Origin of the sequence: Herbaspirillum sp. GCM10030257 (genome assembly GCF_042666555.1) — a bacterium.
In the GTDB taxonomy this organism is placed as follows: Bacteria; Pseudomonadota; Gammaproteobacteria; order Burkholderiales; family Burkholderiaceae_D; genus Noviherbaspirillum.
In genome coordinates this window covers 87013-113077 of the sequence record NZ_JBHTDH010000003.1, presented here as the reverse complement: position 1 = coordinate 113077, position 26065 = coordinate 87013, and the positions used below count along the sequence as shown (strand labels likewise).

The window sequence follows — 26065 nt, the reverse complement described above, 5'->3', positions numbered from 1 at the left end:
GAAAGCGCGTCCGCTTCCCGTTTTCGCGTAAAATCGCGGGATTCCATACGGCATCAGGGCGCTCCGGTTGTAACCGACCGAAGCTCACGGGCCGTGTGACCCGATTTCATCACACCCGCGAAAATAATGAGTATCAAATCCGACAAGTGGATCCGCCGCATGGCACAGGACCACGGCATGATTGAACCTTACGAGGCTGGACAGATACGCAATGTCGATGGCCAGAAGATCGTCAGCTACGGCACTTCTTCGTACGGCTACGATATCCGTTGCGCCGACGAATTCAAGATTTTCACCAACATCAACAGCACCATCGTCGATCCGAAAAATTTTGACGAAAAGTCATTCGTCGATTTCAAAGGCGATGTCTGCATCATTCCGCCGAATTCCTTCGCGCTGGCCCGCACCGTCGAATATTTCCGTATCCCGCGCAGCGTCCTGACCATTTGCCTCGGCAAATCGACCTATGCGCGTTGCGGCATCATTGTCAACGTAACCCCGTTCGAGCCGGAATGGGAAGGTTACGTGACCCTGGAGTTTTCCAACACCACGCCGTTACCCGCCAAGATCTACGCGGGAGAGGGCTGCGCACAGGTTCTGTTCTTTGAGAGCGATGAAATCTGCGAGACCTCATACAAGGACCGTGGCGGCAAATATCAGGGACAGCGCGGCGTAACATTGCCGAAAACCTGATTCTCATAGGGTGAAATTTCCGGGCAGCCCGCTCAGGCAGCCCGGGTGGTCTGATCTGCCGCGGGAAGAGCATTAAGACGTTTTTATCCCGAACAACATTCGGGAAACGATCGCCTAGAATGCAGTGATCAAAGCCCTATCCGGCCCGCAGCCGGTCAGTAACAATGACTCCCGTCCAGCCCGATTACCAGCAAGTCCTGGAGACCATACAGGAAGAAGTCCGCCCTTTGCTGGGGCGCGGGCATGTCGCCGACTATATACCCGAACTACGTAAAGTCTCGCCCGAACGTTTCGGCATGGCGGTGTACTGCCTCAACGGGCGCACCTTCTCGACCGGCGATGCCCACTTCAAATTCTCCCTTCAGAGCGTCACCAAACTGTTTGCCCTCGCGCTGGCTTTTTCGCGTGAAGGGGACAATATCTGGAAGCGGGTAGGGCGCGAACCATCCGGCAATCCGTTCAATTCGCTAGTGCAGCTGGAGCATGAGCGCGGCATCCCGCGCAATCCTTTCATCAACGCCGGTGCGCTGGTCATCACCGACATCCTAGTCTCCCGCTTTGTACAGGCTGACGTCGCTGTCTTGCAGTTTATGCGCATGCTTGCCGATGACCCGACGATCGACTTCGACATGGCGGTCGCGCAATCCGAACAGAAGACTGCAAACCGAAATAGTGCGATTGCCTATTTCATGAAAAACTTCGGTAACCTGCACAACGACGTCAGTGAAGTGATTGATACGTATTGTCGTCAGTGTTCCATCACGATGACCTGCAGCGAACTGGCCAAGGCAGGAGCCTTTCTTGCGAAGCATGGAACGGTTCCCTGGACCGGGCAGGAAATTCTCGATCCCAGTTCGGCAAAACGTCTTAATGCCTTGATGCTGACCTGCGGTACCTATGATGCCGCAGGCGACTTTGCTTACCGTGTCGGATTGCCGGCAAAAAGCGGTGTGGGCGGGGGCATTCTTGCGCTTCTGCCCGGAGAGGCAGCAATCGCGGTGTGGTCGCCAGGACTTGAGGCGAATGGAAACTCCCTGGCAGGTACCTATGCACTGGAACGCTTTACCACGCTCACGTCGCGTTCGATTTTCTAAGAGTGCCTGTCAAAGCACGAAAAAAATCCCTCTCCCCGCAAAGGGAGAGGGACAGGTGGGGGCGGGGCTACATGCGATACGGCGTACTACACGCATTCGCGCCCCCACCCAAAACCTCCCCGCACACGGGGAGGCAGCCCTCCTCAGGAGCCGTTACGACAACATTCGTTGCTGTTGCAGGTGTTCGGTTACTGATTCGCGTCGTGCCATTGGCAAATGCATAGCGCGGGTTTCTCCACAGGCTTGCACGGAAGAATCATTGCTTTTTGGAATCTAAAAGGATGATGCGGGGAAATGGCGAAAATAGATGTATCGCAAATGCTAGAGATGTTGCCAAATGTAAATATCAGGATGCTACGAAGCGAGAAGGTGGCTTGTCGGGAGGGCTGTAGTTTGGTGAGGCAGGTAGGCGATGGGGCGAGGTGCCAGCAACCAGCGATACGATACTGGTCTTGTGACTGTCGGAGATTTCAACTTATCCCCACCCTAAGGTGGGGATAAGTGAGGGTCGGACTACACCCCTTGCGGACACAAAGAAGCAGCGGAGCGGGTAACAATCGCCCAGACCCTGCCAGGAAAGTTACTCGCCATCCTGTCGTACACAATCGACGTAATACCCACGACGCCCGGCAATTTCCTGTGTTACGAGGCCATGTACATCGGTCTCGAACCCTGGAAACTTCTCATTGAAATCGCGTGCGAACTTCAGGTAATCGACGATGGTCTTGTTGAATCGCTCGCCCGGGATCAGCAGCGGAATGCCTGGCGGGTAGGGCGTCAGCAGAATTGCCGTTACCCGACCTTCGAGTTCATCGATTGCGACACGTTCAATCTCCCGATGCGCCATCTTCGCAAATGCATCGGACGGCTTCATTGCCGGCTGCATATCCGACAAGTACATCTCGGTCGTCAGGCGTGCCACGTCATACGTTTTGTACATGTCGTGAATCTGCTGGCAAAGGTCACGCAATCCGGCACGCTCATAACGCGGATTGGCCGCGGAGAACTCCGGCAAAATACGCCACATCGGCTGGTTCTTGTCGTAGTCGTCCTTGAACTGCTGCAGCGCGGTCAGCAGCGTGTTCCAGCGGCCCTTGGTAATGCCGATCGTGAACATGATGAAGAACGAATACAAGCCAGCCTTCTCGACGATAACGCCGTGCTCGGCAAGGTAACGCGTCACAATCGAAGCCGGAATGCCGCTCTCGCCGAACTTGCCGTCCAGTGACAATCCTGGCGTCACGATCGTCGCCTTGATCGGATCCAGCATGTTAAAGCCCGGTGCCAGCTTGCCGAAGCCATGCCAGTCGTCTTCCGCACGGATCAGCCAGTCTTCTTGCGTACCGATGCCGTTTTCCGAGGTGACGTCCGGTCCCCACACCTGGAACCACCAGTCCTGGCCCCATTCCTGATCGACCTTCTTCATCGCGCGACGGAAGTCCAGCGCTTCGAAAATGCTTTCCTCGACGAGCGCAGTGCCGCCCGGCGGCTCCATCATCGCAGCCGCGACGTCGCACGACGCAATGATCGCGTACTGCGGCGATGTGGACGTATGCATCAGGTAAGCTTCGTTGAACATGTCCTGATCCAGTTTGACCGTCTGTGAATCACGCACCAGGATCTGCGATGCCTGCGACAGACCGGCCAGCAGCTTGTGCGTGGACTGGGTGGAAAAGATCAGCGATTCCTTGGCGCGCGGACGGTCCTTGCCGATGGCATGCATGTTCTTGTAGAAGTCATGGAAAGTCGCATGCGGCAACCACGCTTCATCGAAGTGCAGCGTATCGATTTCGCCATCCAGCATTTCCTTCAGCGTCTCGACGTTGTACAGCACGCCGTCATAGGTCGATTGCGTGATGGTCAGGATGCGTGGCTTCTTGTTTTTCGCTTCGCGAGCAAAGGGATTGGCCTCGATCTTCTTGCGGATGTTCTCCATCTTGAATTCTTCGAGCGGGATCGGTCCGATGATGCCGAGGTGATTACGGGTCGGCATCAGGAACACCGGAATCGCGCCGGTCATGATGATGGAGTGCAGGATGGATTTGTGGCAGTTGCGGTCCACCACGACGATGTCGCCTGGGCCGACGGTCGAGTGCCAGACCATCTTGTTGGAGGTCGACGTGCCATTGGTGACGAAGTAGCAGTGATCGGCATTGAAGATACGCGCCGCATTGCGTTCCGACGCGGCGACCGGGCCGGTATGGTCGAGCAGCTGGCCGAGTTCTTCTACCGCGTTGCAGACGTCGGCGCGCAACATGTTCTCGCCAAAGAACTGGTGGAACATCTGGCCCACCGGTGACTTGAGGAACGCGACGCCGCCCGAGTGGCCGGGGCAGTGCCATGAGTAGGAACCATCCTGCGCGTAATGCACCAGCGCGCGGAAGAACGGCGGCGCCAGGCTGTCGAGGTAGGACTTCGCTTCACGGATGATGTGGCGCGCCACGAATTCGGGCGTGTCTTCGAACATATGGATGAAACCGTGCAGTTCGCGCAGGATATCGTTGGGGATATGGCGCGAGGTACGGGTTTCACCGTAAATGTAGATCGGGATATCGGCGTTCTTGTAGCGGATTTCCTCGACAAAAGCGCGCAGCGATTTCAGCGCGAAGTCGGTTTCTTCCGATGTGCCGCCGCCAAACTCTTCGTCGTCAATCGACAGGATGAAAGCCGAGGCGCGTGATTGCTGCTGGGCGAACTGCGACAGGTCGCCATAGCTGGTCACGCCCAGGACTTCCATGCCTTCCTTTTCCATGGCTGCGGCGAGCGCGCGAATGCCCAGACCCGAGGTGTTCTCGGAACGGAAGTCTTCGTCGATGATGACGATGGGAAAGCGGAATTTCATGTGGTCTCCAGGATGAAGGGTACGAGGGAGACGCCTGGGCGGGAGAGCTTGCGCGCCAAAATTGCGAAAACCGGGATTTTCGCAGATATGAGTGAAATGTGTGTGAAAAGTGCCGGGATGGGATTGAATCAGGCCTTGTCAGTCTGTCGATACGGCTTCATGAGCACCTGAAGCGCCACTGACCGCCGCCAGAATGGCGGATGTCATCGGATTGATTTTCACAATCGTGCGGGCCATGCACATGAAAACCGCGACCGGGTGTTAATTCTCCTGGATTCTTTCATAAGTGACGAACGCATAATCAAACCCGTTCTCCTGGGAATGATACTTTTCGCGGGCCACTTCTTTCCAATCCTTTGCATCGATTTCAGGGAAAAACGCATCACAATTAAACGTCTTGGCAATCTCGGTGACGATCAGCCGGGTAGTGTTTGGCAGGGTCTCGGCGTAGATTTGCGCGCCGCCGATAATGCAGGTCGGCACACCATCGACGAGCTTCAACGCCGCGTCCACCGACGTCACCGCTTCGACGCCCTCATGCTGCCAGTACGGATTACGTGTGATAACGATATTGCGCCGGTTGGGCAGAGGCTTGCCAATCGACTCAAAGGTTTTCCGCCCCATGATCACCGGATGCCCCACGGTAGTGCGTTTGAAGTGCGCCATGTCTTCCTTCAAGCGCCATGGCAGAGAATTATTGATACCGATTCCGCGTTTTGCATCGGTGGCGACGACGATGGTAAGTGGTGACTGGATCATGGGAGAGGTGATTGTCGGAGTATTAATCTGTTTCTGCTGGTTCTATTGCTGGTTCTGCTGGTTCTGGATGATTACCTCGGTTTTCGTCGCTTCGGCCGGCGCTATGTTCCCTTCCGGTAGTAGTGCGGCGAACGGGCAAGCGGGCAAACTGGCAACAAAAGCGGAATTATCAATGAAATATAGACTCGAATCGCCATTACTTAACTCGGTTGAAGTGGCCGGTTCGGACCGCTTGGCTCCGTGGTTCCAGACAGCGCAATTCATAGGTATCTGATAAAACCGTCGCCATTATACGGTGCCACAACGACACTCCTGCGCTGATCGTTTCACGAAGTAGAAGCATTGCACCAAGGTGTGTACATTGACTTGTGATAATGCGCCCGGAAATTAGCAGCTATGATAAAAAGCCTTTGGCAGTCGTGAAGTTGACGGCCTGTCAATTTATGAAAAATATCTTTTGGAACAATCCCAGTCGCAATCCTCCAGGATGACAACCCAAAATCCCGTCACGCCAGTTATCCGGGCAAATATTTCTGCACTTCTTGAGCGGCAACGCGCCGCGCTCGCCGCAATCGCCGGCGGTACCGAGCTCTCCGAGGTATTCGAGCACATCGCGTTATCCCTTCAAGGGTCGGCCTCCAGCGCTTTATACGTTGTGATCCTCGTCCGCGACCAAAGCGGCCTTCGCCTTTGCAACAGTGCGTCGCCCGGTCTTCCCGAAGCCTATCGACATGCTATCGCCGATATGCGTGGTAATGGGCCCTGGGCTGCCATGGTTGCCTCGACTGACATGGACGGGACGATGACCAGTGCCGATATTGCAACTGATCCGCTCTGGGAAGAGTTGCGCGACGCGGCATCATCCAGCGGCTTGCGCACATGCTGGGCCGTGCCGATTCGGTTGACTGATGGCAGCAGTGCGGGTGTGCTCGCAGTACATACTGGCGAGCCATTAAGGCCGGTGCAGTCGGATATCGATGCTTTTGCGGTCGTTGCGCAAACTGCAGGACTTGTGTTGAATCGCCATGCGTCGACGCAGGATGCCAGAGCAGCGGAGGCACGCAGTCGCCAGATATTCAACAGCGCCACTGACTTTGCCATTATTAGCACCGATCCTGAAGGCGTGGTGACCGTCTGGAACGAGGGCGCTCACCAGGTCCTTGGCTGGACTGAAGAGGAAATGTGCGGCCAACGGTTACATAGGATATTTACGCCGGAAGACGTCACGACCGGTCGACCGGAAGCCGAAATGCATTGCGCCCTGACGCATGGCATATCGCCCGATGAACGCTGGCATATGCGCAAGAGCGGAGAGCGCTTCTGGGCCTCGGGTACGCTGACACCGCTGAAAACGGATGACGGCAAGGTGACCGGCTTCGTGAAGATTCTGCGCGACCGTACCGAGCAACGACGCGCGGACGTCCGTCTGACCGCCCTGGCTTCGTCCTTAGAAAACGAGGTCGCGGAACGCACCCGCGAACGTGACCGCATCTGGCGTAATTCGCTCGATCTGCTATTGGTGATTGGCTCGGACGGCGTCCTTCGCGCGATCAATCCGGCGTGCACCACGGCGCTTGGCTATACCTCGGATGAATTGACAGGCCAGCATCTTGGGCCGTTCGTGCATCCCGACGATATCAACGCGACCGTTGATGCGGTTGGACGGGCAACGCACGGACCGCTGGAACACTTCGAGGTGAGGCTGCGCCACAAGGATGGAACCTATCGCTGGTTTGCCTGGCGCGCGGCACCGGAAAACAACATGATCTATGCGAACGGGCGCGACATCACTGTGGAAAAGCGCCAGGCCGAGCAGCTTCTGATGGCTAGCCAGGCACGCTTGCAGCTGGCGCTCGACGCAGGCCAGATGGGCGCCTGGGAATGGAATCTGCAAACCGGGAGAATTTCGTGGCTGCATGGCGCCGACAGCGTGCATGGCACGGTGCCAACGGACCAGCCTATCTTGCTCTCGATCGACGATTACATCCGCCATGTCCACCCGGAGGACCGTGACCATCTGCGCTCCCTGATGACAAAGGCCGCCACGGAAGGCCGTAGCCAACGTGGGGAATACAGGATCATCTGGCCGGACGGCAGCGTTCACTGGATTGAGGTCAATGGCGACATGTTCCATGACGAGGCCGGCAAGCCGCTCTACATGGTTGGAATCAGCATCGACATTACGCGCCGCAAGCGTACCGAGCAGGACCTGAAGTTCCTGGCCATGGCGAGCGTCGAGCTCGCCGGCCTGATCGACCCGCAAAGTACACTCGACCGGCTGGCGTATCTGGCCGTGCCATCTTTCGCCGACTGGTGCGCGATCGACCTGCTGGAAGACGGTGTGTTGCGACGCGTCGCCGTTGCCCATGCTGATCCGCACAAGGTTCAGCTCGCGCACACCTTGCATCAGCGTTTCCCCCCGGACCCCAATGCAGTGTATGGCGCCTGGCAAGTTATCCGCACAGGACAGTCTCAGTTCATTCGCGAACTCGATCCTGAGACCCTGCGCGCCGCAATCAATGATCCGGCCCGCATCGATGTACTGAAGGAACTCGGTCTGCGCTCCTACATCGGCGTGCCCTTGACTACCCATGGCAAAACCATGGGAGTGGTGACCTTCGTCGGCGCGGAGTCGGGGCGGCTATATGAGCAGTCGGATCTGGAGCTGGCGGAAGATCTTGCACGCCGGGCCGCCGTGGCGATGGAAAACGCCAGTTTGTACCGCGCACTGCGCGATTCCGACCACGCCAAGGATGTTTTCCTTGCGACGCTCGCCCATGAACTGCGCAACCCGCTGGCCGCAATCGTCAATGGCCTGGGCATCCTCAGCCTTGCCGCCGGTGATCGCGAGCGGGTCGAGCAATATACCCGGCTGATGGAAAGACAAGCGCGGCACCTGACACGCCTGGTGGATGACTTGATGGATATTTCGCGAATCACCACGGGCAAGATCGAACTCAAGAAGGAGGCAAGCAGTCTCGCCGGCATTCTCAGCAATGCCATCGAAACCAGCCGCCAGGATATCGAGGCTCGGCATCACCAGTTATCCGTCACCCTGACCGGCGAATCGACGCCGATCGTTGCGGACCCGGTGCGACTGGCGCAAGTCTTTTCCAACCTGCTGACGAATGCCGCCAAGTACACCCACCCCGGCGGTCGGATTTACGTGAGTCTGGAAAGCGCAGCCGACGAATATACGGTACGCGTGAAAGACACCGGTGTTGGCATACCGCGCGACATGCTCACGAATGTGTTCAAGATTTTTACTCAGGTTTCGCATCCGCTTGAGCGTAGCCAAGGGGGACTTGGCATCGGTCTGTCGCTGGTCGAAGGGCTCGTGACCTTGCATGGCGGGCGCGTCGCAGTCTTTAGCGAAGGCGAGGGGAAGGGCAGTGAGTTTGTCATTCACCTGCCCAGAACGCGGGAGGAGGCAGAACACATCAAGGCGGCAGCAAAGGCTGCTGCGGCACAGCACACAGGACAGGTGGCTGGGCGCCGCATCCTGGTCGTCGACGACAATGTCGATGCAGCACTGACGGTGGCGGAAATCCTTCGGATGCTCGGCAGCAATGTGGAAATCGTCCACGACGGTTTGGCCGCGGTACAGGCCGCGGCCGAGATCAAACCGGAAATCGTTCTGCTCGATATCGGTCTACCGGGTATCGATGGTTACGAAGTGGCGCGCCGCATTCGGCTTCAGGAAGCCGGCTCCAGTCCGGCACTCCTGATTGCCCTAACCGGATGGGGGCAGGAAGCCGACAAACGACGTGCTTACCAGGCTGGGTTCGACCAGCACTGGGTTAAACCGGTTGGACTCAGCGAATTAAAAAAGATTGCCGAATCGCCATGAGTCGCTCCAACTTTTTGCTGTTGTATTTCCAGCAATCCGGGCTGGTATCAACCATTCGTCCAGATCCTGGAATTTAGCTTGACCTTGCTATCATTGGAAGGTTTATTCTGCAGGTATTGCTAATGGAGCCCCCAATGGATACCGCATTACAAGCTGACCCCACCACCACTGCCATTCCCCTGACTGAACTGAGTTTCGGCGTCGAAGGTATGACCTGCGCATCCTGCGTCGCGCGTGTTGAAAAGGCACTTGCCAAGGTTCCTGGCGTCAATGGCGCAAGCGTGAATCTGGCTACGGAAAAGGCGACCGTTCATGCACAGACTGGCATATCGCTGAAAGCGCTCACAGGCGCGGTAGAAAAGGCTGGCTATCACGTTGCCCTAGAGCCAGTATCGTTGTCGATAACCGGAATGACCTGCGCCTCCTGCGTCGCGCGGGTGGAAAAGGCATTGAAGAAAGTTCCCGGTGTCCAGGATGCCAGCGTCAACCTGGCAACTGAAAAAGCCCAGGTACAGGCGGCCGGCGTCACTGCGGAAGCGCTCATCGCGGCAGTGCGTAAAGCCGGCTACGAGGCGTCCATTGCTCGCGACACGCATGAAGAAAAGCCATCAGGCGACTGGCCGACATGGTGGCCGGTGGCGGCCTCGGCCGCTTTCAGCCTGCCCTTGGTTTTGCCCATGTTCGGCATGCTGTTCGGCAGTGACTGGATGCTGCCCGGATGGATTCAATGGCTGCTGGCGACCCCCGTGCAATTCTGGCTGGGTGCACGTTTCTATAAAGCCGGCTGGAAGGCGCTGCTGGCCCGTTCCGGCAACATGGATTTGCTGGTTGCGATCGGTACCAGCGCCGCATATGGCTTGTCGCTGTATCTACTCTTGCAGCATGCGGGTCATGAAGGCAGCAGTCATCTTTACTTCGAGTCATCGGCCGTCGTGATTACCCTGGTCCTCCTTGGCAAGTGGCTGGAAGGAAGGGCCAAGCAGCAGACGGTTGCCGCGCTGCGCGCGCTGGAATCGCTGCGTGCCGTTGAAGCAACAGTACGCAGGGATGGGGTGGATCTGAAGGAGCCGGTAGAAGCCGTTCGCACCGCCGATATTGTGGTCGTACGACCTGGTGAGCGCGTCCCGGTCGACGGCAGGATTGTCGAAGGCAGCAGCCATCTCGACGAGTCCCTGCTTACTGGCGAAAGCCTGCCGGTCGCAAAGGGTCCGGGCGACAGTGTGACGGGGGGAGCCATCAACGCCGAAGGTTTGCTGGTGCTGGAAGCCACCGCTGTCGGCAGCGCCACCATGCTGTCGCAAATCATCAGGCTGGTCGAAGACGCCCAAGCCGTCAAGGCGCCCATCCAACGCCTGGTCGATCGCGTCAGCGCGGTGTTCGTGCCGGTGGTATTGCTGGTTTCGGCCGTGACGCTGCTGGCCTGGGGTTGGCTGACCGGTGACTGGCAGCAGGCTTTGCTTAATGCGGTCGCCGTGCAGGTCATCGCCTGCCCGTGTGCGCTTGGACTGGCGACTCCGACCTCCATCATGGCGGGTACCGGTGTGGCCGCCCGATACGGCATCCTGATCAAAGATGCTGAAGCACTTGAAACCGCGCATGCCGTTTCCGCGGTAGCCTTTGACAAGACCGGTACACTGACCGAAGGCAAACCAGCGGTCGTCGCGATCGAGTCGGCATTGCAAGATCCTGGCGCAATCGACGTTCAACGAGGAGTCCTCGAACTCGCGTACGCGGTCCAGCAATACAGCGACCATCCGCTGGCCGCTGCCGTAAAGCAGGCGGCCAGCGCAAAAGCGGTGATACTGAAAGCCGCGACGGAAGCAAGGGCGCTCCCTGGGATAGGTGTTCAGGCCAATGTCGAGGGTGCCGTCGTCTATCTCGGCAACAAGCGGCTGATGCAGAAAATCGGCGCATCCACAGAGGTGCTGGAAAAACAGGCAGCGTTGCATGAAGCAGCCGGCCGTACCGTCTCTTGGCTGGCTCGCATCGAGTCCGATGATGTCCACTTGATTGGATTGCTGGCATTCGGCGATACCGTCAAAGGGTCGGCGCGCGATGCGGTTGCCCGCCTCGAGCGCATGGGTGTGCATTCGATCATGCTGACCGGCGACAACCCCGGCAGTGCGCGGACAGTGGCCGAGGCCGTAGGCATTCATGAATTCAGGGCGGAAGTCCTTCCAGCGGATAAGGCCGATGTGGTTGCACAGCTTAAAACCCAAGGTCGCAGGGTCGCCATGGTTGGCGATGGTATCAACGACGCACCCGCCCTTGCGGCGGCCGATGTCGGCATCGCCATGTCCACCGGAACCGATGTTGCCATGCATACGGCAGGTATCACGTTGATGCGCGGCGATCCTGTTCTGGTCGCTGACGCCATCGATATATCCAAGCGCACCTATGCAAAAATCCGGCAGAACCTGTTCTGGGCGTTTATCTATAATCTGGTCGGAATTCCGCTAGCTGCATTCGGCATGCTCAATCCTGTCATCGCCGGCGCCGCCATGGCGTTTAGCTCCGTCAGCGTCGTGTCGAATGCTTTGCTGCTGCGCCGCTGGAAGCCCCGGGCCGCCGTTACCCGGCCGAATGTTCATCAAGCGCAATGATCACGGTGCTGGAAAAGAAAGGAAACTGACATGAATATTGGACAAGCTGCGACCGCAACCGGCGTGTCTGCAAAGATGATCCGTTACTACGAGAGTATCGGATTGATCAAGGCATCAACGCGAACCGATTCCGGCTACCGTACGTATGGTGAGAACGACCTGCATATCCTGCGCTTTGTAAAGCGTGCCCGCACGCTCGGGTTTTCACTGGAACAGATTCGCGACCTGCTATCCCTCTGGCAGGATGGCAGCAGGGCCAGCAAGGATGTCAAGGCGATCGCGCACGAGCATGTGGCGGATCTCGATCGGCGCATCCAGGAGCTGACGGAGATGCGCGACACACTGAAACACCTTGCGGTCAACTGTGCAGGTGATGATCGACCGGATTGTCCGATCCTGTTCGGGCTGGCGAATGAGGAAGGCATGGAAACTTCGCATAAACCGCATGACGCGCAGGGAAGGCGTGCATCCGATTGCGCACATTAGAGCAGGCTGAGTATGATGCATCACGAACAACTGCAACTGCTGGTCAAACGCGAAATGCCATATGGTAAATACAAGGGGCGCCTGCTTTGCGATCTGCCTGGGCATTATCTCGGCTGGTTGGCACGCGAAGGTTTTCCGCAAGGAGAACTGGGCCGGCTGCTTGCACTCATGTATGAGCTTGATCACAACGCGTTGCGCCACCTGCTCGACCCGCTCCGTTGAAGTCGCCATTTTCAAAAAAGAAATGCGTCTTCACTCCGTCGATGATGTTCGAGGCCCTTTTCGGCAACTTCGGACGACTAAAGTCATCCAAGGCCTGAACCAGCAAGCTTTGGATATAAAGCTTGACCTTCCTCCTGTGGGAAGGTCTACAATACTGGGGTGAGTTGCGGTTTGATAACCAAAAACATGTTCTAGACTTACCTATATGACCCGTGTCCTCAAGACATTTTTGCTTTGGCTATTAATGGCCGCTCTGCCGATTCAGGGCATGGCCGCTGCCGTCAAAGCGTCTTGCGGTCCGCAGCACCATGACATGTCGTCTATTGCGACGAACAGTGTCGAGCATCATCATGATGCCGGGTCCCTTCTTAGCCATCATCATGAGAGCCCTGATGCAAATACTGCATTGCCTGACGCTGACGTCGATGTAGCTGAAACTGAAACGGCATCGGACACCAAACACGTTCACAAAACGTCATATTGCAGCGCCTGCGCTGCTTGCTGTTTTGGCGCCGCAGCACCTCCAACAACTGTGTCTTTGATGCATGCATTCAGCAGCGTTGAAGTGGCAGTCAATCCTCCTGTAATTTCCTACACCGGCTTTATTCCTGCTGGGCTTGAACGTCCTCCAAGACAGCTTTTCGCTTAATCGCTGCCGTGGCCTGGCGGCAGGCTTTGTTCGCCTGCCTTGCCTTCGGCTCACGTCGTTTATCGTGCCAACGCACGTCTGTAATGCCGATTTTGAGGAAAGCAATGTCATCCAAGCTATGGCTTGCAGTTGTCGTATGGGGCGTCGTTCCCATGACTGCTACTGCACAACAAAACCAAGTACAGTTCGCTCCGACGGACGCAAACGCGCCTATCACCGTTATCGGCTACGAGTCTGCGTTCAAGGGCTATCGCGCGTCCAGAGACGAAGAGAAAACACCGGATAAGGTCTGGCGGTTTGCCAATGAAGAAATGGGCAGGCTCGGAGGCCATGCCGGCCAGATCAAAGCCGATGCAAGTCAACCCGTTGTGGAGCATGGCGCGGATGCAGAAATCCGGAAGCAAGGTACGCGTACCGACCATCGCACGCATCACTAAGGCGGGCAATATGACTGACAAACAATATATGCCGGGCCGCTCGTCCGCCTTGGCAGGCCTGCTTGCTTTGGTTCTCACCGGTTGTGCTACTTTTTCGAAAGATGGCGGACTGGAGTCGGTTTCAACGATGACCAGTAAGCGGACTGGTCAGGATGTTCAGTTTTCGAAACCATCCCGGGACGTCAGTTCGATTTCCGAGCAAGTCCATCAGTTGTTGGCACAGCCGTTGACAGCGGATACAGCTGTACAGGTTGCCTTGCTCAACAATAAAGGTCTGCAGGCATCCTTTGCCGAGTTGGGCGTGGCGGAAGCCGATCTGATCCAGGCCGGCCGTATGCGCAATCCCGGATTTTCCTTCGGACGTCTGCGCGGCGGCGACGATGTTGAAATCGAACGCAGCGTCATGTTCGACCTGGTCGGCCTGCTGACCATCCCGATTAGGAGCGGAATCGAGCAGCGACGGTTTGAGCAAGCCAAGCTGCAGGCCACATCGCAAGCCGTACAGGTTGCCGCTGACACGCGTCGCGCCTATTTCAATGCGGTAGCTGCGCAGCAAACAGCTCAGTACATGGAGCAGGTACAGGCAGCCGCCGACGCTGGCGACGAACTTGCACGCCGGCTGGCGCAGGTAGGTAACTTCAGCAAGCTCGACCAGGCTCGACAACAAGTGTTCTATGCCGAGGCGACTGCACAGGTCGCCCGCGCTCGTCATAACGCCACCGCGGCCCGTGAACAGCTCACGCGACTGCTGGGACTGTGGGGTCCCAGTGCGGCATTCAAGCTGCGCGACAGGCTTCCGGACTTGCCGAAGACTCCTGAAGACATGACAGACGCAGAGCAACTGGCCATGTCACAACGTCTCGACATACAAATGGCCAGGCATGATGCCGAAGCGACGGCAAGCGCGCTTGGCTTATCCAGGGCAACCCGCTTTATCAATGTGTTTGATGCGGGTTATCAGAACAAAAGCGAAACTGGGACTCCACGGGCGAACGGCTATGAAATCGAGCTTGCACTGCCAATATTTGATTGGGGCGGTGCCCGTACCGCAAAAGCAGAGTCGACGTATATGCAATCGGTCCATCGCACAGCCGATATTGCTGTGGGCGCACGGTCACAGGTACGAGAGACGTACTCCGCATACCGCACGACATATGACCTGGCAAAGCACTATCAGGCCGAGATCGTCCCATTGCGGAAGAAGATTTCCGACGAAGTCCTTCTTCGCTATAACGGGATGCTGGCGAGTGTCTTTGAGTTGCTTGCCGATGCCCGTGACCAGATCACCAGCGTGAACGCGGCCATCGAGGCGCAACGCGACTTCTGGATTGCAGAAACAGATCTGCAAGCTACGATCAATGGGTTGGGCGGCGCAGGCGGGACAAATGGCAGTGGCGTGCGGATTCGCAGTGCCGCGTCTGCCGAAACCGGCGGCGCAGAACACTAAGGAAGAAATGGAAATGGTTTCACGCAGAGATTTTTTTACAGGTGCCGCCGCATTGGTCGGCGCAGGAATGGTAAGCCGCGTCGGTGCAGCGTCGCTCCCTGAGGCACCCATCATGGAAGGTGCCGCGACCCAGGCGCCGCTCATACCGCCAAACGGGCGTCCATATAATCCGGTCGTGACCTTGAACGGCTGGTCGCTGCCATGGCGCATGAATAACGGTATCAAGGAATTCCACCTTGTTGCCGAGCCGGTCGTTCGTGAGCTGGCGCCTGGCATGAAAGCCAACCTGTGGGGTTACAACGGACAATCGCCTGGACCAACCATCGAAGTGGTTGAGGGTGACCGTGTGCGTATTTTTGTGACGAACAAGCTGCCCGAACATACTAGCGTGCACTGGCATGGCCAACGCCTGCCGAATGGCATGGATGGCGTTACAGGTTTGACCCAGCCAGGCATCAAGCCGGGGAAAACCTTTGTCTACGAATTCGTCGCCAAACGACCCGGCACATTTATGTATCACCCGCATGCGGATGAGATGACGCAGATGGCAATGGGCATGATGGGGTTTTGGGTAACCCATCCGAAGAACCGGGACTTTATGAAGGTAGATCGGGATTTCGTTTTCCTGCTTAGCAATTACGACATCGAACCAGGAAGCTTCACGCCGAAGGTGAACACCATGCTGGATTTCAATTTGTTCACTTTTAACAGTCGGGTCTTTCCGGGCATCGACTCGATGAACGTGCGACAGGGCGACAAGGTGCGCATCCGGTTTGGCAATCTGACGATGACCAATCATCCGATTCACCTGCATGGCCACGAGTTTTTTGTGACGGGCACCGACGGTGGATGGACGCGTCCGGAATCCCGCTGGCCAGAGGTGACAACCGACGTGGCGGTCGGACAGATGCGAGCTATTGAGTTTGAAGCCACCGACTTGGGCGATTGGGCTTTCCACTGCCATAAGTCTCACCACACGATGAACGCGATGGGGCACAACGTACCGACCATGATCGGAGCGGACCATCGCGGCGTCGCCCAAAAGATCAGCAAGCTGGTTCCGGATTACATGGTCATGGGCGAGCGTGGGATGGCAGACATGGGCGAGATGGAAATGCCCATCCCAGACAACACACTACCGATGATGGGAGGTCAAGGGCCCTTTGGGGGCGTCGAGATGGGCGGGATGTTCACCGTCGTCAAGGTGCGCAAAGACCAGAAACCTGGTGATTACACGGACCCCGGTTGGTATAAGCATCCGACGGGCACTGTCGCCTACGAATGGACGGGAGAAACTCCGGTTCCTGTCCGCAGCGGCTCGGCAGGTGGTCAGTCAATGCCGTCGGCGAACAGCACCGGGAATATTGAAATGACAGTAAGGAAGCCGACCGGCCACGGCGGACATCATTAAAAAATATCAACGTACACCGCAACGAAAATCACATGAACAAGCAAAACACAATCAACACTCTTTCCTCCTTCGTCATGTCGCTCATGGTCACAGTTAGTGCGTCGCCGGCATATGGGCACACCGGAGAAAAACACATTAAGGCCGATGCCAATGCCAAAGCAGCCATCTCCACGGCCGAGCACGCATTTGGTAAGCAGGGGGATCCGAAAAATGTCACGAGGACCATTGTCATCGGCATGTCGGACACCATGCGTTTCGATCCGGTGGATATCACCGTCAGGGAAGGCGAGACCATTAAGTTTGTCGTTACCAACAAGGGACAGATGATGCACGAAATGGTGATCGGCACCATGGACGAACTGAAGGCGCATGGTGAGCTGATGAAAAGGCACCCCGGCATGGAGCATGACGAGCCGTATATGTCGCATGTCAGCCCAGGCAAGAGAGAACAAATGGTGTGGCAGTTTACGAAGACTGGCGAGTATTACTACGCATGCCTGATCCCGGGCCATTTTGAAGCCGGGATGGTTGGAAAAATCACAGTAAAGAAAGGGTAGTCATGAAAATGCATTTACTAATACAAGCCACACTTGTCGGAGCCCTGACTCTGCACCTGTCCGCCACGGCAGCCGCACCGATTATCGAAGTCTACAAAAGTGAGTATTGCGGCTGCTGCACAGAATGGGTAAAGCACCTGGAGAGTAACGGCTTCAAGGTTAAGGCGCAGAACGTTGCCAATCCCTCCGATTATCGAGAGAAATTTGGTATCCCCAAGGAGCTTGGTTCATGTCACACCGGTCTGATCCAGGGCTATGCGCTGGAAGGCCACGTGCCAGCAGCCGAAATCAAACGCTTGTTGGCGGAAAAACCCAAGGCAAAGGGCTTGGCAGTACCTTCGATGCCGATGGGTTCGCCGGGTATGGAGGGGCACCGTAACGATCCGTATGACGTGATGCTGGTACAAGGCAACGGCAAGTATTCCGTCTACAAGCATTACAACTGAAATAAACGAAAGGACTCGAAAATGCACACTGTCGCGAAACTTGCGCTCGCTGCCGCAATCCTGGGTACGGCTTCATTCAGCAGTTATGCGGTGTCAGAAACTACGGCGCACTCCGCATCTACGCAGTCGGATGGCCAGATGTCGGAAGGCGAAATCCGGAAGGTCGATAAGGACGCCAAGAAAATCACCATCAAGCATGGCGAGCTTAAAAATCTCGAGATGCCTCCAATGACAATGGTATTTCAGGTAAAAGATCCCGAGATGGTCGATAAAGTAAAGCAGGGTGACAAAGTAAGTTTTTTAGCCGAGAAAATTGGTGGAAAATTTACGGTCACACAGATCCAGGTAAAGCAGTAAGCGCCGCGCCTCAATGTGGTCATGGCGCGCGTGCATCATGCCTGCTGCTTTGATGATGAACGCAAGGTCTTGGCAACGGCGGAAACCGACACTCCCGCGCGTTTGCAATAAGACCTGCGTTTAACCTTGTACACTCATACTGCCAATCCAAAATACACAATGTTGAAACATCATCTTTCCAAATGTCTGATGCTCGCGGTGATTGCCTTATCGGTTCATCCGTTCACCATGGCCCAGCAATCGACAAGCCCTGGCATACAGAAGCGGCTGAGCGATCTCTTTTCAAGCTCAAAAGAGGAAGAGCTTCTGGAGCCCGACTTGGCCTTCAAACTGAAGGTGGTGGCTTCCGGTCCCACGACGCTGGTTGTAGACCTGATCCCCGCAAACGGCTATTACCTCTACAGGGACAGAATTCGCTTTGCGCTAAAAAACTCGCGTGGCGTGGCAATCAAGTCGGTCAAACTGCCTCCTGGGAAGGTAAAGAACGACCCAACATTCGGCAGAATGGAAACCTACGAAAAACCAGTTCAGGCTGAGATTGCATTGGAACGGGCGCCAAATGCGAAGAGCATTACGCTAGCGGCCAATTACCAGGGGTGCAATGAAAAGACTGGCGTTTGCTATCCGCCGATGGACAAGGAGGTCAACCTGAATTTGCCCTGAATCGGCTTGATGCTATTCGTTGGCTTGCCGCATGGCTGGCAGACTTAGTGCATTGTCAGAGAATGCTGATCGCCGTCCATGGCTGCTGAATAACTGGTCCACCGAACCGACGGCTATCGTTTACTGATCAAGTAACCTCGTTTGCTATACCGCCATCGGCGCCGTAATCGGCGCGTGATGTTGATACTCTTCCAGCGAAAAATCGCCCGGTTCAACTTTTTCCAGCCATTCGGGTGCATACACACCAGTGTCCGCGTAATCCGGAATGCGATCGGATATCACGAAGCGTGGTGCCGGATACGGCGTACGTGCAAGCTGTTCCTTCACCATGTCGAGATGGTTCTCGTAGATGTGGGCATCGCCGATGAAGTAAGTGAACCAGCGCGGCTTGTAACCAGTGAGTCGTCCAACCAGGTGCAGCAGGGCTGCGCCTTCGGCCAGATTGAAAGGCGTACCGAGGCCGACATCGTTGCTGCGGATATACAGGCACAGCGAGATTTCCCTGGTCGATGCGTTCGGCAGGAACTGATAGAGCAGGTGGCAGGCCGGCAATGCTATGGCGTCAAGGTCAGCGCAGTTCCAGCCGTGGAACAGGATGCGGCGGCTGCCGGGATTCTTGATGATGGTGTCGAGGCATTCGCGCAACTGGTCGATGGCCTTATACAACAGGACTTTCGACTTGCCTTCGTCGTCGAGGGCAGAAACGAGTCGGAAGCCCCGCTTCTGCGCGTCGTCGATCTGCTGTGGTTTATCTGCATCGAGCAACTTGTACGCCGGCCATGCACGCCATTGGACGCCATACACCGGGCCCAGGTCGTCCGGTCCCATCCGATAGGGATTGGCAAGCCAATCCGCATTCTCGTTGGCATTCTGGTCCCAGACCTTGCAACCCAGTGCGCGAAATTCGGCCGCGCTGCGGGTGGCGCGCAGGAAGCCGACCAGTTCGCCCATGACGGACTTGAAAGCCAGTTTTTTGGTCGTGACCGCCGGAAAACCGTCCTTTTGCAAGTCGAAGCGCATCATCGCGCCGGGGATGCTGATGGTACGGATGCCAGTACGGTTTTCCTGCCAGCTTCCGGTGTCGAGAATGGTCTGGATGAGTTCTTGATATTGCTTCATGGGGCGGCGGTCGGTTGAAGTCGGACGGAGTCTGAATTTCTGAATGTTGCGCTATTTTAAGTTATCCAAACGCGTAACGTGGTGGCTTTATGTTGCGCCACCAAGCCATAAGAACACAGTCATGCTTGTGAAAATTGCAATGCCGCGAGACTGGCATACAGTCCGCCTCGCGCTACCAGGGAAGCATGCGTACCGCTTTCGATGATGCGGCCATGCTCCATCACGATGATGCGATCGGCCCTTTGCACCGTCGCCAACCGGTGTGCAATGACCAGCGTCGTGCGACCGATCATCGCGGCCTCCAGCGCGGCCTGGACCAGCCGCTCCGATTCAGCGTCCAGCGCGCTGGTCGCTTCATCCAGTAACAGCAGCGGTGGATTCTTCAGCAAGGCTCGGGCAATCGCGATACGCTGACGCTGGCCCCCCGACAGCCGCACACCCCGCTCGCCAAGGAACGAGCGATAGCCTTCCGGAAGGCGTTCAATGAATTCATGTGCGGCGGCTTGTTTCGCGGCGGCGATGACTTCGTCGTCGCTGGCATCGCTACGGCCATAGCGGATGTTTTCCATTGCATTGGCGGAAAAGATGATCGTGTCCTGGGGTACGACGCCAATCGCATCACGCAATGTGTGCAAGTCGAGCTGGCGGATGTCGACGCCATCGAGAAGAATGCTGCCGTGCTGCGGATCGTAAAACCGCAGCAGCAACTGGAAGAGAGTGGTTTTACCGGCCCCGGAAGGTCCGACAATCGCCACTGTTTCGCCCGCACCGATATCGAGCGTCAGGTCCGACAAGGCTGCGGATTGGGGACGCGAAGGGTAATGGAAGCCGAGATGGCGCAGGCTGAGCGACGCACCTTGGGCGGTGCGCGGTGGTAGGGCGACGGAATGCAAGGGCGATTGAATCGGGGATCGCACGGCCAGCAATTCCAGCAATCGTTCCGCCGCGCCAGCCGCACGTTGTGCTTCTCCCAGAACTTCCGAGAGCGCACCGATTGCGCCGGCCACGATGGTCGCGTACAGAATGAACTGGCCGAGTTCACCGGCGGTCATCCGTCCCTGGATCACGGCGTGAGCGCCCAGCCAAAGCACAAACACGATTGCGCCGAACACCAGCAGGATCGCCATCATTGTCAACATCGAGCGGGCGCGAATACGGCGCATCGCTGCGCTGAAGGCAAGCTCGATGGAAGTGCCAAAACGGCTTGCTTCTTCTTTCTCGTGCGTGAATGCCTGCACGGTCGGCATGGCATTCAGGATCTCGCCTGCCAGTGCCGAGGCATCGGCCACGCGGTCTTGCGAATCGCGCGATAGGGCACGTACACGGCGACCGAACAGGACGATAGGTAGCACCACCGCCGCCAGCATCACGATGATGATCGATGACAGCTTCACGCTGGTGACAAACAGCATGACAAGACCGCCCACGAAGAGCAGCGTGTTGCGCAAGGCCATCGAGATGCTGGTGCCGACCAGTGTCTGGATCAGCGTGGTATCGGTGGTCAGTCGCGACAGGACTTCGCCGGTCTGGGTGGTTTCGAAGAACTCCGGGCTCTGCGTGACGACGTGCCGGTACACGGCGCTGCGCAAGTCAGCCGTAACCCGTTCGCCCAGCCATGACACCATATAAAAACGTGCTGCGGTGGCAATTGCCAGCACACTAGCCACGCCAAACAGCGCCAGAAAATACAGGTCGATATGGGTCGTGCTCTGTTTGCCTGCCGCGCCGAAGCCAATATCGATCATCTGCTTGAAGGCATATGGAATGGCAAGCGTCGAGCCCGCTGCCAGCAGCAGGGCAATTCCTGCCAGCCCGAACTGTTTTTTGTAAGGTATCAGGAAAGGCAGCAAGCCTTTCAGCGTGGCGATGCTGCTCTTTTGTCGTTCGCGCGAGGGTTTTTCTGTCATAGCTTCATTGGCTTCAGGTATCCGGTCAATTCAAGGTATCCACGTCCGACCCGCCGGCCATCGCGTTTCAGTGTAACAGCACCTTCCCAATAGACTGCACCGGTGGATTGGCGCGAGTCGAGTTCCTGGTCATCCTGCAGGGGCTCAAGTTCCCACACGTTCGCGCCGGCTTCCAGCCGAACCGCGACCGGATAGCGGGCGCCTGTACGGGGCGAGCGCCAGGTTCGGCGCGGGATAAAGCGAATCTGGTCGGGTTTGAACTGCGTCAGTTTGCCGCTGGCGTCGCGCAGCGCGCCATGCGCCCATACGGTGCCGCCATTCTTGCCGCGGATCTGGAAGGCCATCAGCGACGAGCCATCATCCAGGTTGGCGCCTATCCAGTCCCAGCCTGCGGCATTCTGTTCGAGTACGCTGGTCGACCATTCATGATCCAGCCAGGCGCTGCCTTTGACCTGGACCGCTTTGCCGTGTCGGGTCACCGTGCCTGACACTCTGAGATGCGGCTCGCTGTAGTAGTAGCTTGCCTGCTCGCGGCCAGGGCCTTTGCGCGAAAAGCCGGCGTCACCCTGCAACATGATAGCCTGCGAAGGCTGCAAGGAGAGTCTGATGCCAAAGTCGCGGGCATCGACCTCGGCGGTATAGGCACCATCTTCTTTCCGCCAGAAGCGCCAGTCTCCCAGTCGCACGTCGGTGTTGCCTTCTTTGGCGTAGGCAATGTCAAACCCTTCGCGCGCCGCTTTCTGATCGTGCAGCAGCTTGCCTTGCGCGGGATCGGACAGTGCGGCATGGGCAATGATCAGTTGTCTGGGGGCGAACTTGCTTGGGTTGGCCGTATCATGGTCGGTAGCTGAGCGAAAGAAGGTGACCTGGAACCCCAAGGGCTTACCGTCAGGTGTTTCCAGCCATCCCGTGACATACCACCATTCGGTGCGATAGTCCGGATGAGAGCCGAAATCCAGGGGGAAGGTGAGCGGCTTGCCTGGCACCACCGTGGAAAGCACCGGCGGGGCGGCAACGGCGGTCGGACCGATAAGACCAATCAGCAATGCGACTGGGAGCAGGATGCACAATCCTGGCGGGTTTCGGTAAAAGGCAGTGCAGGCACGCAAGACGCGATACACATGCATGACCACATGCATACCGACACCCGTGGTCGGGTTACGCTGACGATACGCCTGACGCAATTTCATCACCAATCCTCCCTCACGGCGCGCACGGCGCTCATCGATACCGCGTATCTCCCGGCAATAAGCGCTGTGGCAGCGGCGGATATCAGCAGCACGGCTGCGACGCTGGCAAGCAATGCCCATGGCATGTGCAGGCGCATGCTCCAGTGAAACGATTGCGGGTTGACCACGAATACCAGAATCAGGCTGATCGCACCGCCGAGAATGAACCCGACCACGATGCCGAGCAAGGTTAACAGAGTACCTTCTGCAGCCAGCATGGCGAGTATCTGGCGCCGCAGTACGCCGACATGCCGCAGCATGCCGAACTCCTTGGCGCGCGCGAGCGTCTGGGCGGAAAAGGTCGCGGCAATCCCGAACAGGCCGATGATGACGGCCACCGCTTCAAGCAGATAGGTGACGGCGAAGCTGCGGTCGAAGATCCTCAGGCTGATTGCGCGGATTTCATTGGGCTGTGCAAGCTCCAGCACGTCGCCGAAGGGCAGGCCCCTCAGCGCATCGGAAATCTGTTCGACGCCGATATCGTTCTGCAGCCATAACGCGGCGTCGTTGACGATACTGTCTCCGGTCAGCTTTTGATAATCGGATAAGCGCATCTGGATCGCACCGGTCTGACGGGCATAATCACGCCAGATGCCTGCCACCACGAAGCGATATGGTTTTCCTGCAAGCGTCAGCGTCACTTCGCCACCAACCTGAAATCCGTACAGGTCAACCATGGCTTCAGAAATCCATATCGGCATGCGACCCTGCAAGGCGTTGTCTCCGGACAGTGCGCTACCGACCAGCGGCAAAATCTTTTCCGGATTGCTGGTATCGATGGGCCGCGCAATCAAGGCCACTGGAGGGCGTGCCGGGTCAAGGATCAATTGCGACTGACGAAGAAAGTCGGCCTGCCGGACACCGGCAATCCCGGCAATTCCTGCCTGTTCGTCCGGTGACAGCCCGCCGGTATTACCGCCGGCTGCGGATCGGACATAAAGATCGGCAGGCAGCACTTGCGTCAACCAGTCATCCACCGATACCCGAAAGCTTGCCACCATGATGGCCATCGCCACCATCAGGCTGAAGCTTGACAGGATGCCGCCCAGTGCGATCGATGCCTGGTTCGGCGCATTGGCGAGACGTGACACGGTAAGGGAGGTCAGCAGTGTCTGTGGCGTGGCAGCGGACAGCAGAGAAAAACTCCATGCGGCCAGGCGCGGCATCAGGCCGATTCCTCCGATCAGCAACAGGGCAATCGCCAGGTAACCAAAAACCGGCAATTCATAGACCGGTGGAAGGCGAGTCATTCCGGCACCGATAGCAATACAGGCGAGTGACGGCCATGGTGTGGACAGTCGTGTCAGTACCGCGTCTTCCGCTCCCGATTTGAGTGCCTGCGCCGGACGGGCGCGTGCCGCTTCCCACGCGGGGGCCATACAACCGAGCATCGCGGCGGCCGTACCGAGCAGAAAAAACATCACTGCCGCCAGTGGCGCAAATTGCGCGGTAGGCTGCACACCCGGGAAGTAGCCGCCTCCGAGATCGCCGCCGAACAGTCGCAGCGCGGTTGCCGCCATGGCATATCCGCCAGCGAGGCCGAGCAGCGAACCCAATACACCAAGAATGCTTCCTTCCAGCAGAATCTGGAACAGGACTTGCCGTCGCGTCATACCGACCACCCGCAGCAAGGCAAGTTGGCTTCGACGTCGAATGACAGACAATGCCTGTGTTGAAAACACCAGGAAGGCACCGGTGAATAAAGCGACCAGGGCCAGCACATTGAGGTTGACGCGATAGGCGCGCGACATGTTGGCGGTGCGCGCTTCTTCATCCTGCGGTTGGGTAACCAGAAAGCCCGGTTGCAGTTCACGGGTCAGTGTTGCACGAAAGGCGTCACGATCAACCCCTGCGGCCAGTTTGATGTCCACCCTGGACAAACTGCCGATACGTGCAAACCGCCACTGCGCCGCCCCAATGTCCATGACGCCGAGACGTTGGCCCGGACGCGCACGCACCAGTCCGCCAGCGACGCGCAGTGAAACGGACTGCGTGCCGACACGCACCTCAAGACGATCGCCCTGCCGAAGATTGAGCCATTCCATCGCGGCCGGCGAAAGAAACACCGCGTCATCGGCAAGCGTATCGAAAGGGCGGTCCTCCGCCGGCAAGCCGGTCAGATCCGGAGCGATGGCAGCCGCCAGGAACACATCCAAGCCGATTACTTTCAAAGACTCCCGTCGCCCGGGGAGTACCGCATCGAGTTCGAGTACCGGGCTTGCAACGGCGACTTCCTTTTTTCCTGCAATGCGCCCATAGACCGCTTCGTCCATGAGTCCTTGCGTGCCACGTACCTGCAGGTCAGCTTGGCCGGACAGGCTTTTGATGGCACCTGAAAACTCGTTGTAGGCAGCTGCGTTAATCAGGTGAATGGCGAAACCCAGTGCGACGCCGATGGCAATTGCGGCCACGGCGACAAGCGCGCGCACTGGATGGGCGCGCCACTCGCCGAGCAGCAGACTCTGAAAAATCGCAGGTATCCGGCGTGGCCTCATCCCTGTTGTCTCGTCGCCATGGGGTGCAGGCCGGTCTTCGTCAATTCGAGAACCCGGTCGGCGCTGGCTGCTGCTGCTTGTGAATGGGTAACGATGATGGCTGATGCGCCGTTCTGCTTGATCTCCTCGCGCAGCAGGCGCAAGACATCGTTGGCGGTATCCGGATCGAGATTGCCGGTCGGCTCATCCGCAAGCACCAGTTTCGGCCGGTGAATCAGGGCGCGGGCAATCGCGACACGCTGCATCTCACCGCCGGACAACTGACGCGGAAAATCGCGCCCGCGTCCTCCCAGTCCAACCGCCTCCAGCATATGTTCAGCGCTGCGATCGGTAATCCCGTTAAGCAGCAGAGGAAGCGCCACGTTTTGTGCAATCGAGAGATGGGGCAGAATAAGAAATGCCTGGAACACGAAGCCGAATTTCTGACGTCGCAACAGCGTCGCCTCATCGTCACTGAGCGAAGCGATATCAACGCCGTCGATCTCTATGCGCCCCCGGTCCGGCGTGTCAAGTCCGGCAATCAGGTTCAGCAAAGTCGACTTACCGACACCCGACTCTCCCATTACTGCGACATACTCGCCTGCCTCAAGTGTGTAATTCAATCCGTTTAAGATCTGGCGCCCATTTGCGTACGATTTCGTAAGCTCGCGTAATATCAGCATGAAGAGTCTGTAGTTGTTTTCCAGAAATGCGTCGTCAAAGAACAAACACGGCGTGCCGTACCTAACTTCTGCCTTGTAAGCTTATAAGCGCATTATCAGCATATCGATATACTCAAAAGACTTGTGTCGGCTCAAAA

The 26065-nt window shown here is 57.3% G+C and carries 22 protein-coding genes; 15 read left to right on the top strand and 7 right to left on the bottom strand.

Annotated features, from left to right (window positions below; all coding sequences use genetic code 11):
* Nucleotides 1-126: 126 nt before the first annotated feature.
* On the top strand, nt 127-693 hold the full coding sequence (gene dcd / locus ACFQUU_RS05235) for a dCTP deaminase (RefSeq protein WP_382243670.1): 567 nt from the start codon (nt 127-129) through the stop codon (nt 691-693).
* Nucleotides 694-857: 164 nt separating this feature from the next.
* Complete coding sequence (locus tag ACFQUU_RS05230; protein ID WP_382243667.1) at nt 858-1787, top strand: glutaminase; 930 nt, start codon at nt 858-860, stop codon at nt 1785-1787.
* Between the two features lie 580 nt (nt 1788-2367).
* Here the strand turns inward: ACFQUU_RS05230 and ACFQUU_RS05225 are convergent.
* Complete coding sequence (locus ACFQUU_RS05225; protein WP_382243664.1) at nt 2368-4629, bottom strand: Orn/Lys/Arg decarboxylase N-terminal domain-containing protein; 2262 nt, start codon at nt 4627-4629, stop codon at nt 2368-2370.
* Nucleotides 4630-4890: 261 nt separating this feature from the next.
* Nucleotides 4891-5388, bottom strand: a complete 498-nt coding sequence (locus ACFQUU_RS05220) for a dihydrofolate reductase (protein ID WP_382243661.1) — start codon at nt 5386-5388, stop codon at nt 4891-4893.
* Here ACFQUU_RS05220 and ACFQUU_RS05215 point away from each other — a divergent pair.
* From ACFQUU_RS05215 to ACFQUU_RS05155, 13 genes are all read left to right on the top strand, one after another.
* Nucleotides 5294-5662, top strand: coding sequence for a hypothetical protein (locus ACFQUU_RS05215; protein ID WP_382244602.1), 369 nt, complete (start codon nt 5294-5296; stop codon nt 5660-5662). The two genes, ACFQUU_RS05220 and ACFQUU_RS05215, sit on opposite strands and share 95 nt — an antisense overlap.
* 213 nt (nt 5663-5875) lie before the next feature.
* Nucleotides 5876-9238: a PAS domain S-box protein gene (locus ACFQUU_RS05210; protein ID WP_382243658.1), complete on the top strand. Its 3363-nt coding sequence runs from the start codon at nt 5876-5878 to the stop codon at nt 9236-9238.
* A 134-nt stretch (nt 9239-9372) separates the two neighbouring features.
* On the top strand, nt 9373-11841 hold the full coding sequence (locus ACFQUU_RS05205) for a heavy metal translocating P-type ATPase (RefSeq protein ID WP_382243656.1): 2469 nt from the start codon (nt 9373-9375) through the stop codon (nt 11839-11841).
* A gap of 30 nt (nt 11842-11871) precedes the next feature.
* A complete protein-coding gene (gene cueR / locus ACFQUU_RS05200) occupies nt 11872-12327 on the top strand; it encodes a Cu(I)-responsive transcriptional regulator (RefSeq protein WP_382243653.1) in 456 nt (151 codons plus the stop codon).
* Nucleotides 12328-12342: 15 nt separating this feature from the next.
* Nucleotides 12343-12549 carry a DUF3820 family protein gene (locus tag ACFQUU_RS05195; protein WP_382244572.1) on the top strand — a complete coding sequence of 69 codons (207 nt, stop codon included), beginning with the start codon at nt 12343-12345 and terminating at the stop codon, nt 12547-12549.
* Nucleotides 12550-12754: 205 nt separating this feature from the next.
* On the top strand, nt 12755-13198 hold the full coding sequence (locus ACFQUU_RS05190; protein ID WP_382243650.1) for a hypothetical protein: 444 nt from the start codon (nt 12755-12757) through the stop codon (nt 13196-13198).
* A 104-nt stretch (nt 13199-13302) separates the two neighbouring features.
* A complete protein-coding gene (locus tag ACFQUU_RS05185) occupies nt 13303-13635 on the top strand; it encodes a hypothetical protein (protein WP_382243647.1) in 333 nt (110 codons plus the stop codon).
* A 10-nt stretch (nt 13636-13645) separates the two neighbouring features.
* Complete coding sequence (locus ACFQUU_RS05180) at nt 13646-15082, top strand: TolC family protein (RefSeq protein ID WP_382243644.1); 1437 nt, start codon at nt 13646-13648, stop codon at nt 15080-15082.
* Nucleotides 15083-15095: 13 nt separating this feature from the next.
* Entirely contained in the window at nt 15096-16493 is a 1398-nt protein-coding gene (locus ACFQUU_RS05175) for a multicopper oxidase family protein (protein WP_382243641.1), read from the top strand.
* A gap of 32 nt (nt 16494-16525) precedes the next feature.
* Entirely contained in the window at nt 16526-17050 is a 525-nt protein-coding gene (locus tag ACFQUU_RS05170; protein WP_382243638.1) for a plastocyanin/azurin family copper-binding protein, read from the top strand.
* Nucleotides 17051-17052: 2 nt separating this feature from the next.
* Nucleotides 17053-17496: a DUF411 domain-containing protein gene (locus ACFQUU_RS05165; RefSeq protein WP_382243635.1), complete on the top strand. Its 444-nt coding sequence runs from the start codon at nt 17053-17055 to the stop codon at nt 17494-17496.
* A 21-nt stretch (nt 17497-17517) separates the two neighbouring features.
* Nucleotides 17518-17853 (top strand): copper-binding protein, encoded by a 336-nt coding sequence (locus tag ACFQUU_RS05160; RefSeq protein WP_382243632.1) that lies wholly within the window; start codon nt 17518-17520, stop codon nt 17851-17853.
* Between the two features lie 189 nt (nt 17854-18042).
* Nucleotides 18043-18516 (top strand): protein-disulfide reductase DsbD N-terminal domain-containing protein, encoded by a 474-nt coding sequence (locus tag ACFQUU_RS05155; protein WP_382243629.1) that lies wholly within the window; start codon nt 18043-18045, stop codon nt 18514-18516.
* A gap of 144 nt (nt 18517-18660) precedes the next feature.
* Here ACFQUU_RS05155 and ACFQUU_RS05150 read toward each other — a convergent pair whose 3' ends face one another.
* From ACFQUU_RS05150 to ACFQUU_RS05130, 5 genes are all read right to left on the bottom strand, one after another.
* On the bottom strand, nt 18661-19635 hold the full coding sequence (locus tag ACFQUU_RS05150) for a thymidylate synthase (RefSeq protein WP_382243627.1): 975 nt from the start codon (nt 19633-19635) through the stop codon (nt 18661-18663).
* Between the two features lie 119 nt (nt 19636-19754).
* Nucleotides 19755-21542 carry an ABC transporter transmembrane domain-containing protein gene (locus ACFQUU_RS05145; protein WP_382243624.1) on the bottom strand — a complete coding sequence of 596 codons (1788 nt, stop codon included), beginning with the start codon at nt 21540-21542 and terminating at the stop codon, nt 19755-19757.
* Nucleotides 21539-22732, bottom strand: a complete 1194-nt coding sequence (locus ACFQUU_RS05140) for a lipocalin-like domain-containing protein (RefSeq protein WP_382243621.1) — start codon at nt 22730-22732, stop codon at nt 21539-21541. Before ACFQUU_RS05140 ends, ACFQUU_RS05145 begins: the two co-directional genes overlap by 4 nt.
* Nucleotides 22732-25266, bottom strand: a complete 2535-nt coding sequence (locus tag ACFQUU_RS05135; RefSeq protein WP_382243618.1) for an FtsX-like permease family protein — start codon at nt 25264-25266, stop codon at nt 22732-22734. Before ACFQUU_RS05135 ends, ACFQUU_RS05140 begins: the two co-directional genes overlap by 1 nt.
* Nucleotides 25263-25928, bottom strand: a complete 666-nt coding sequence (locus ACFQUU_RS05130; protein ID WP_382243615.1) for an ABC transporter ATP-binding protein — start codon at nt 25926-25928, stop codon at nt 25263-25265. Before ACFQUU_RS05130 ends, ACFQUU_RS05135 begins: the two co-directional genes overlap by 4 nt.
* Nucleotides 25929-26065: the final 137 nt, after the last annotated feature.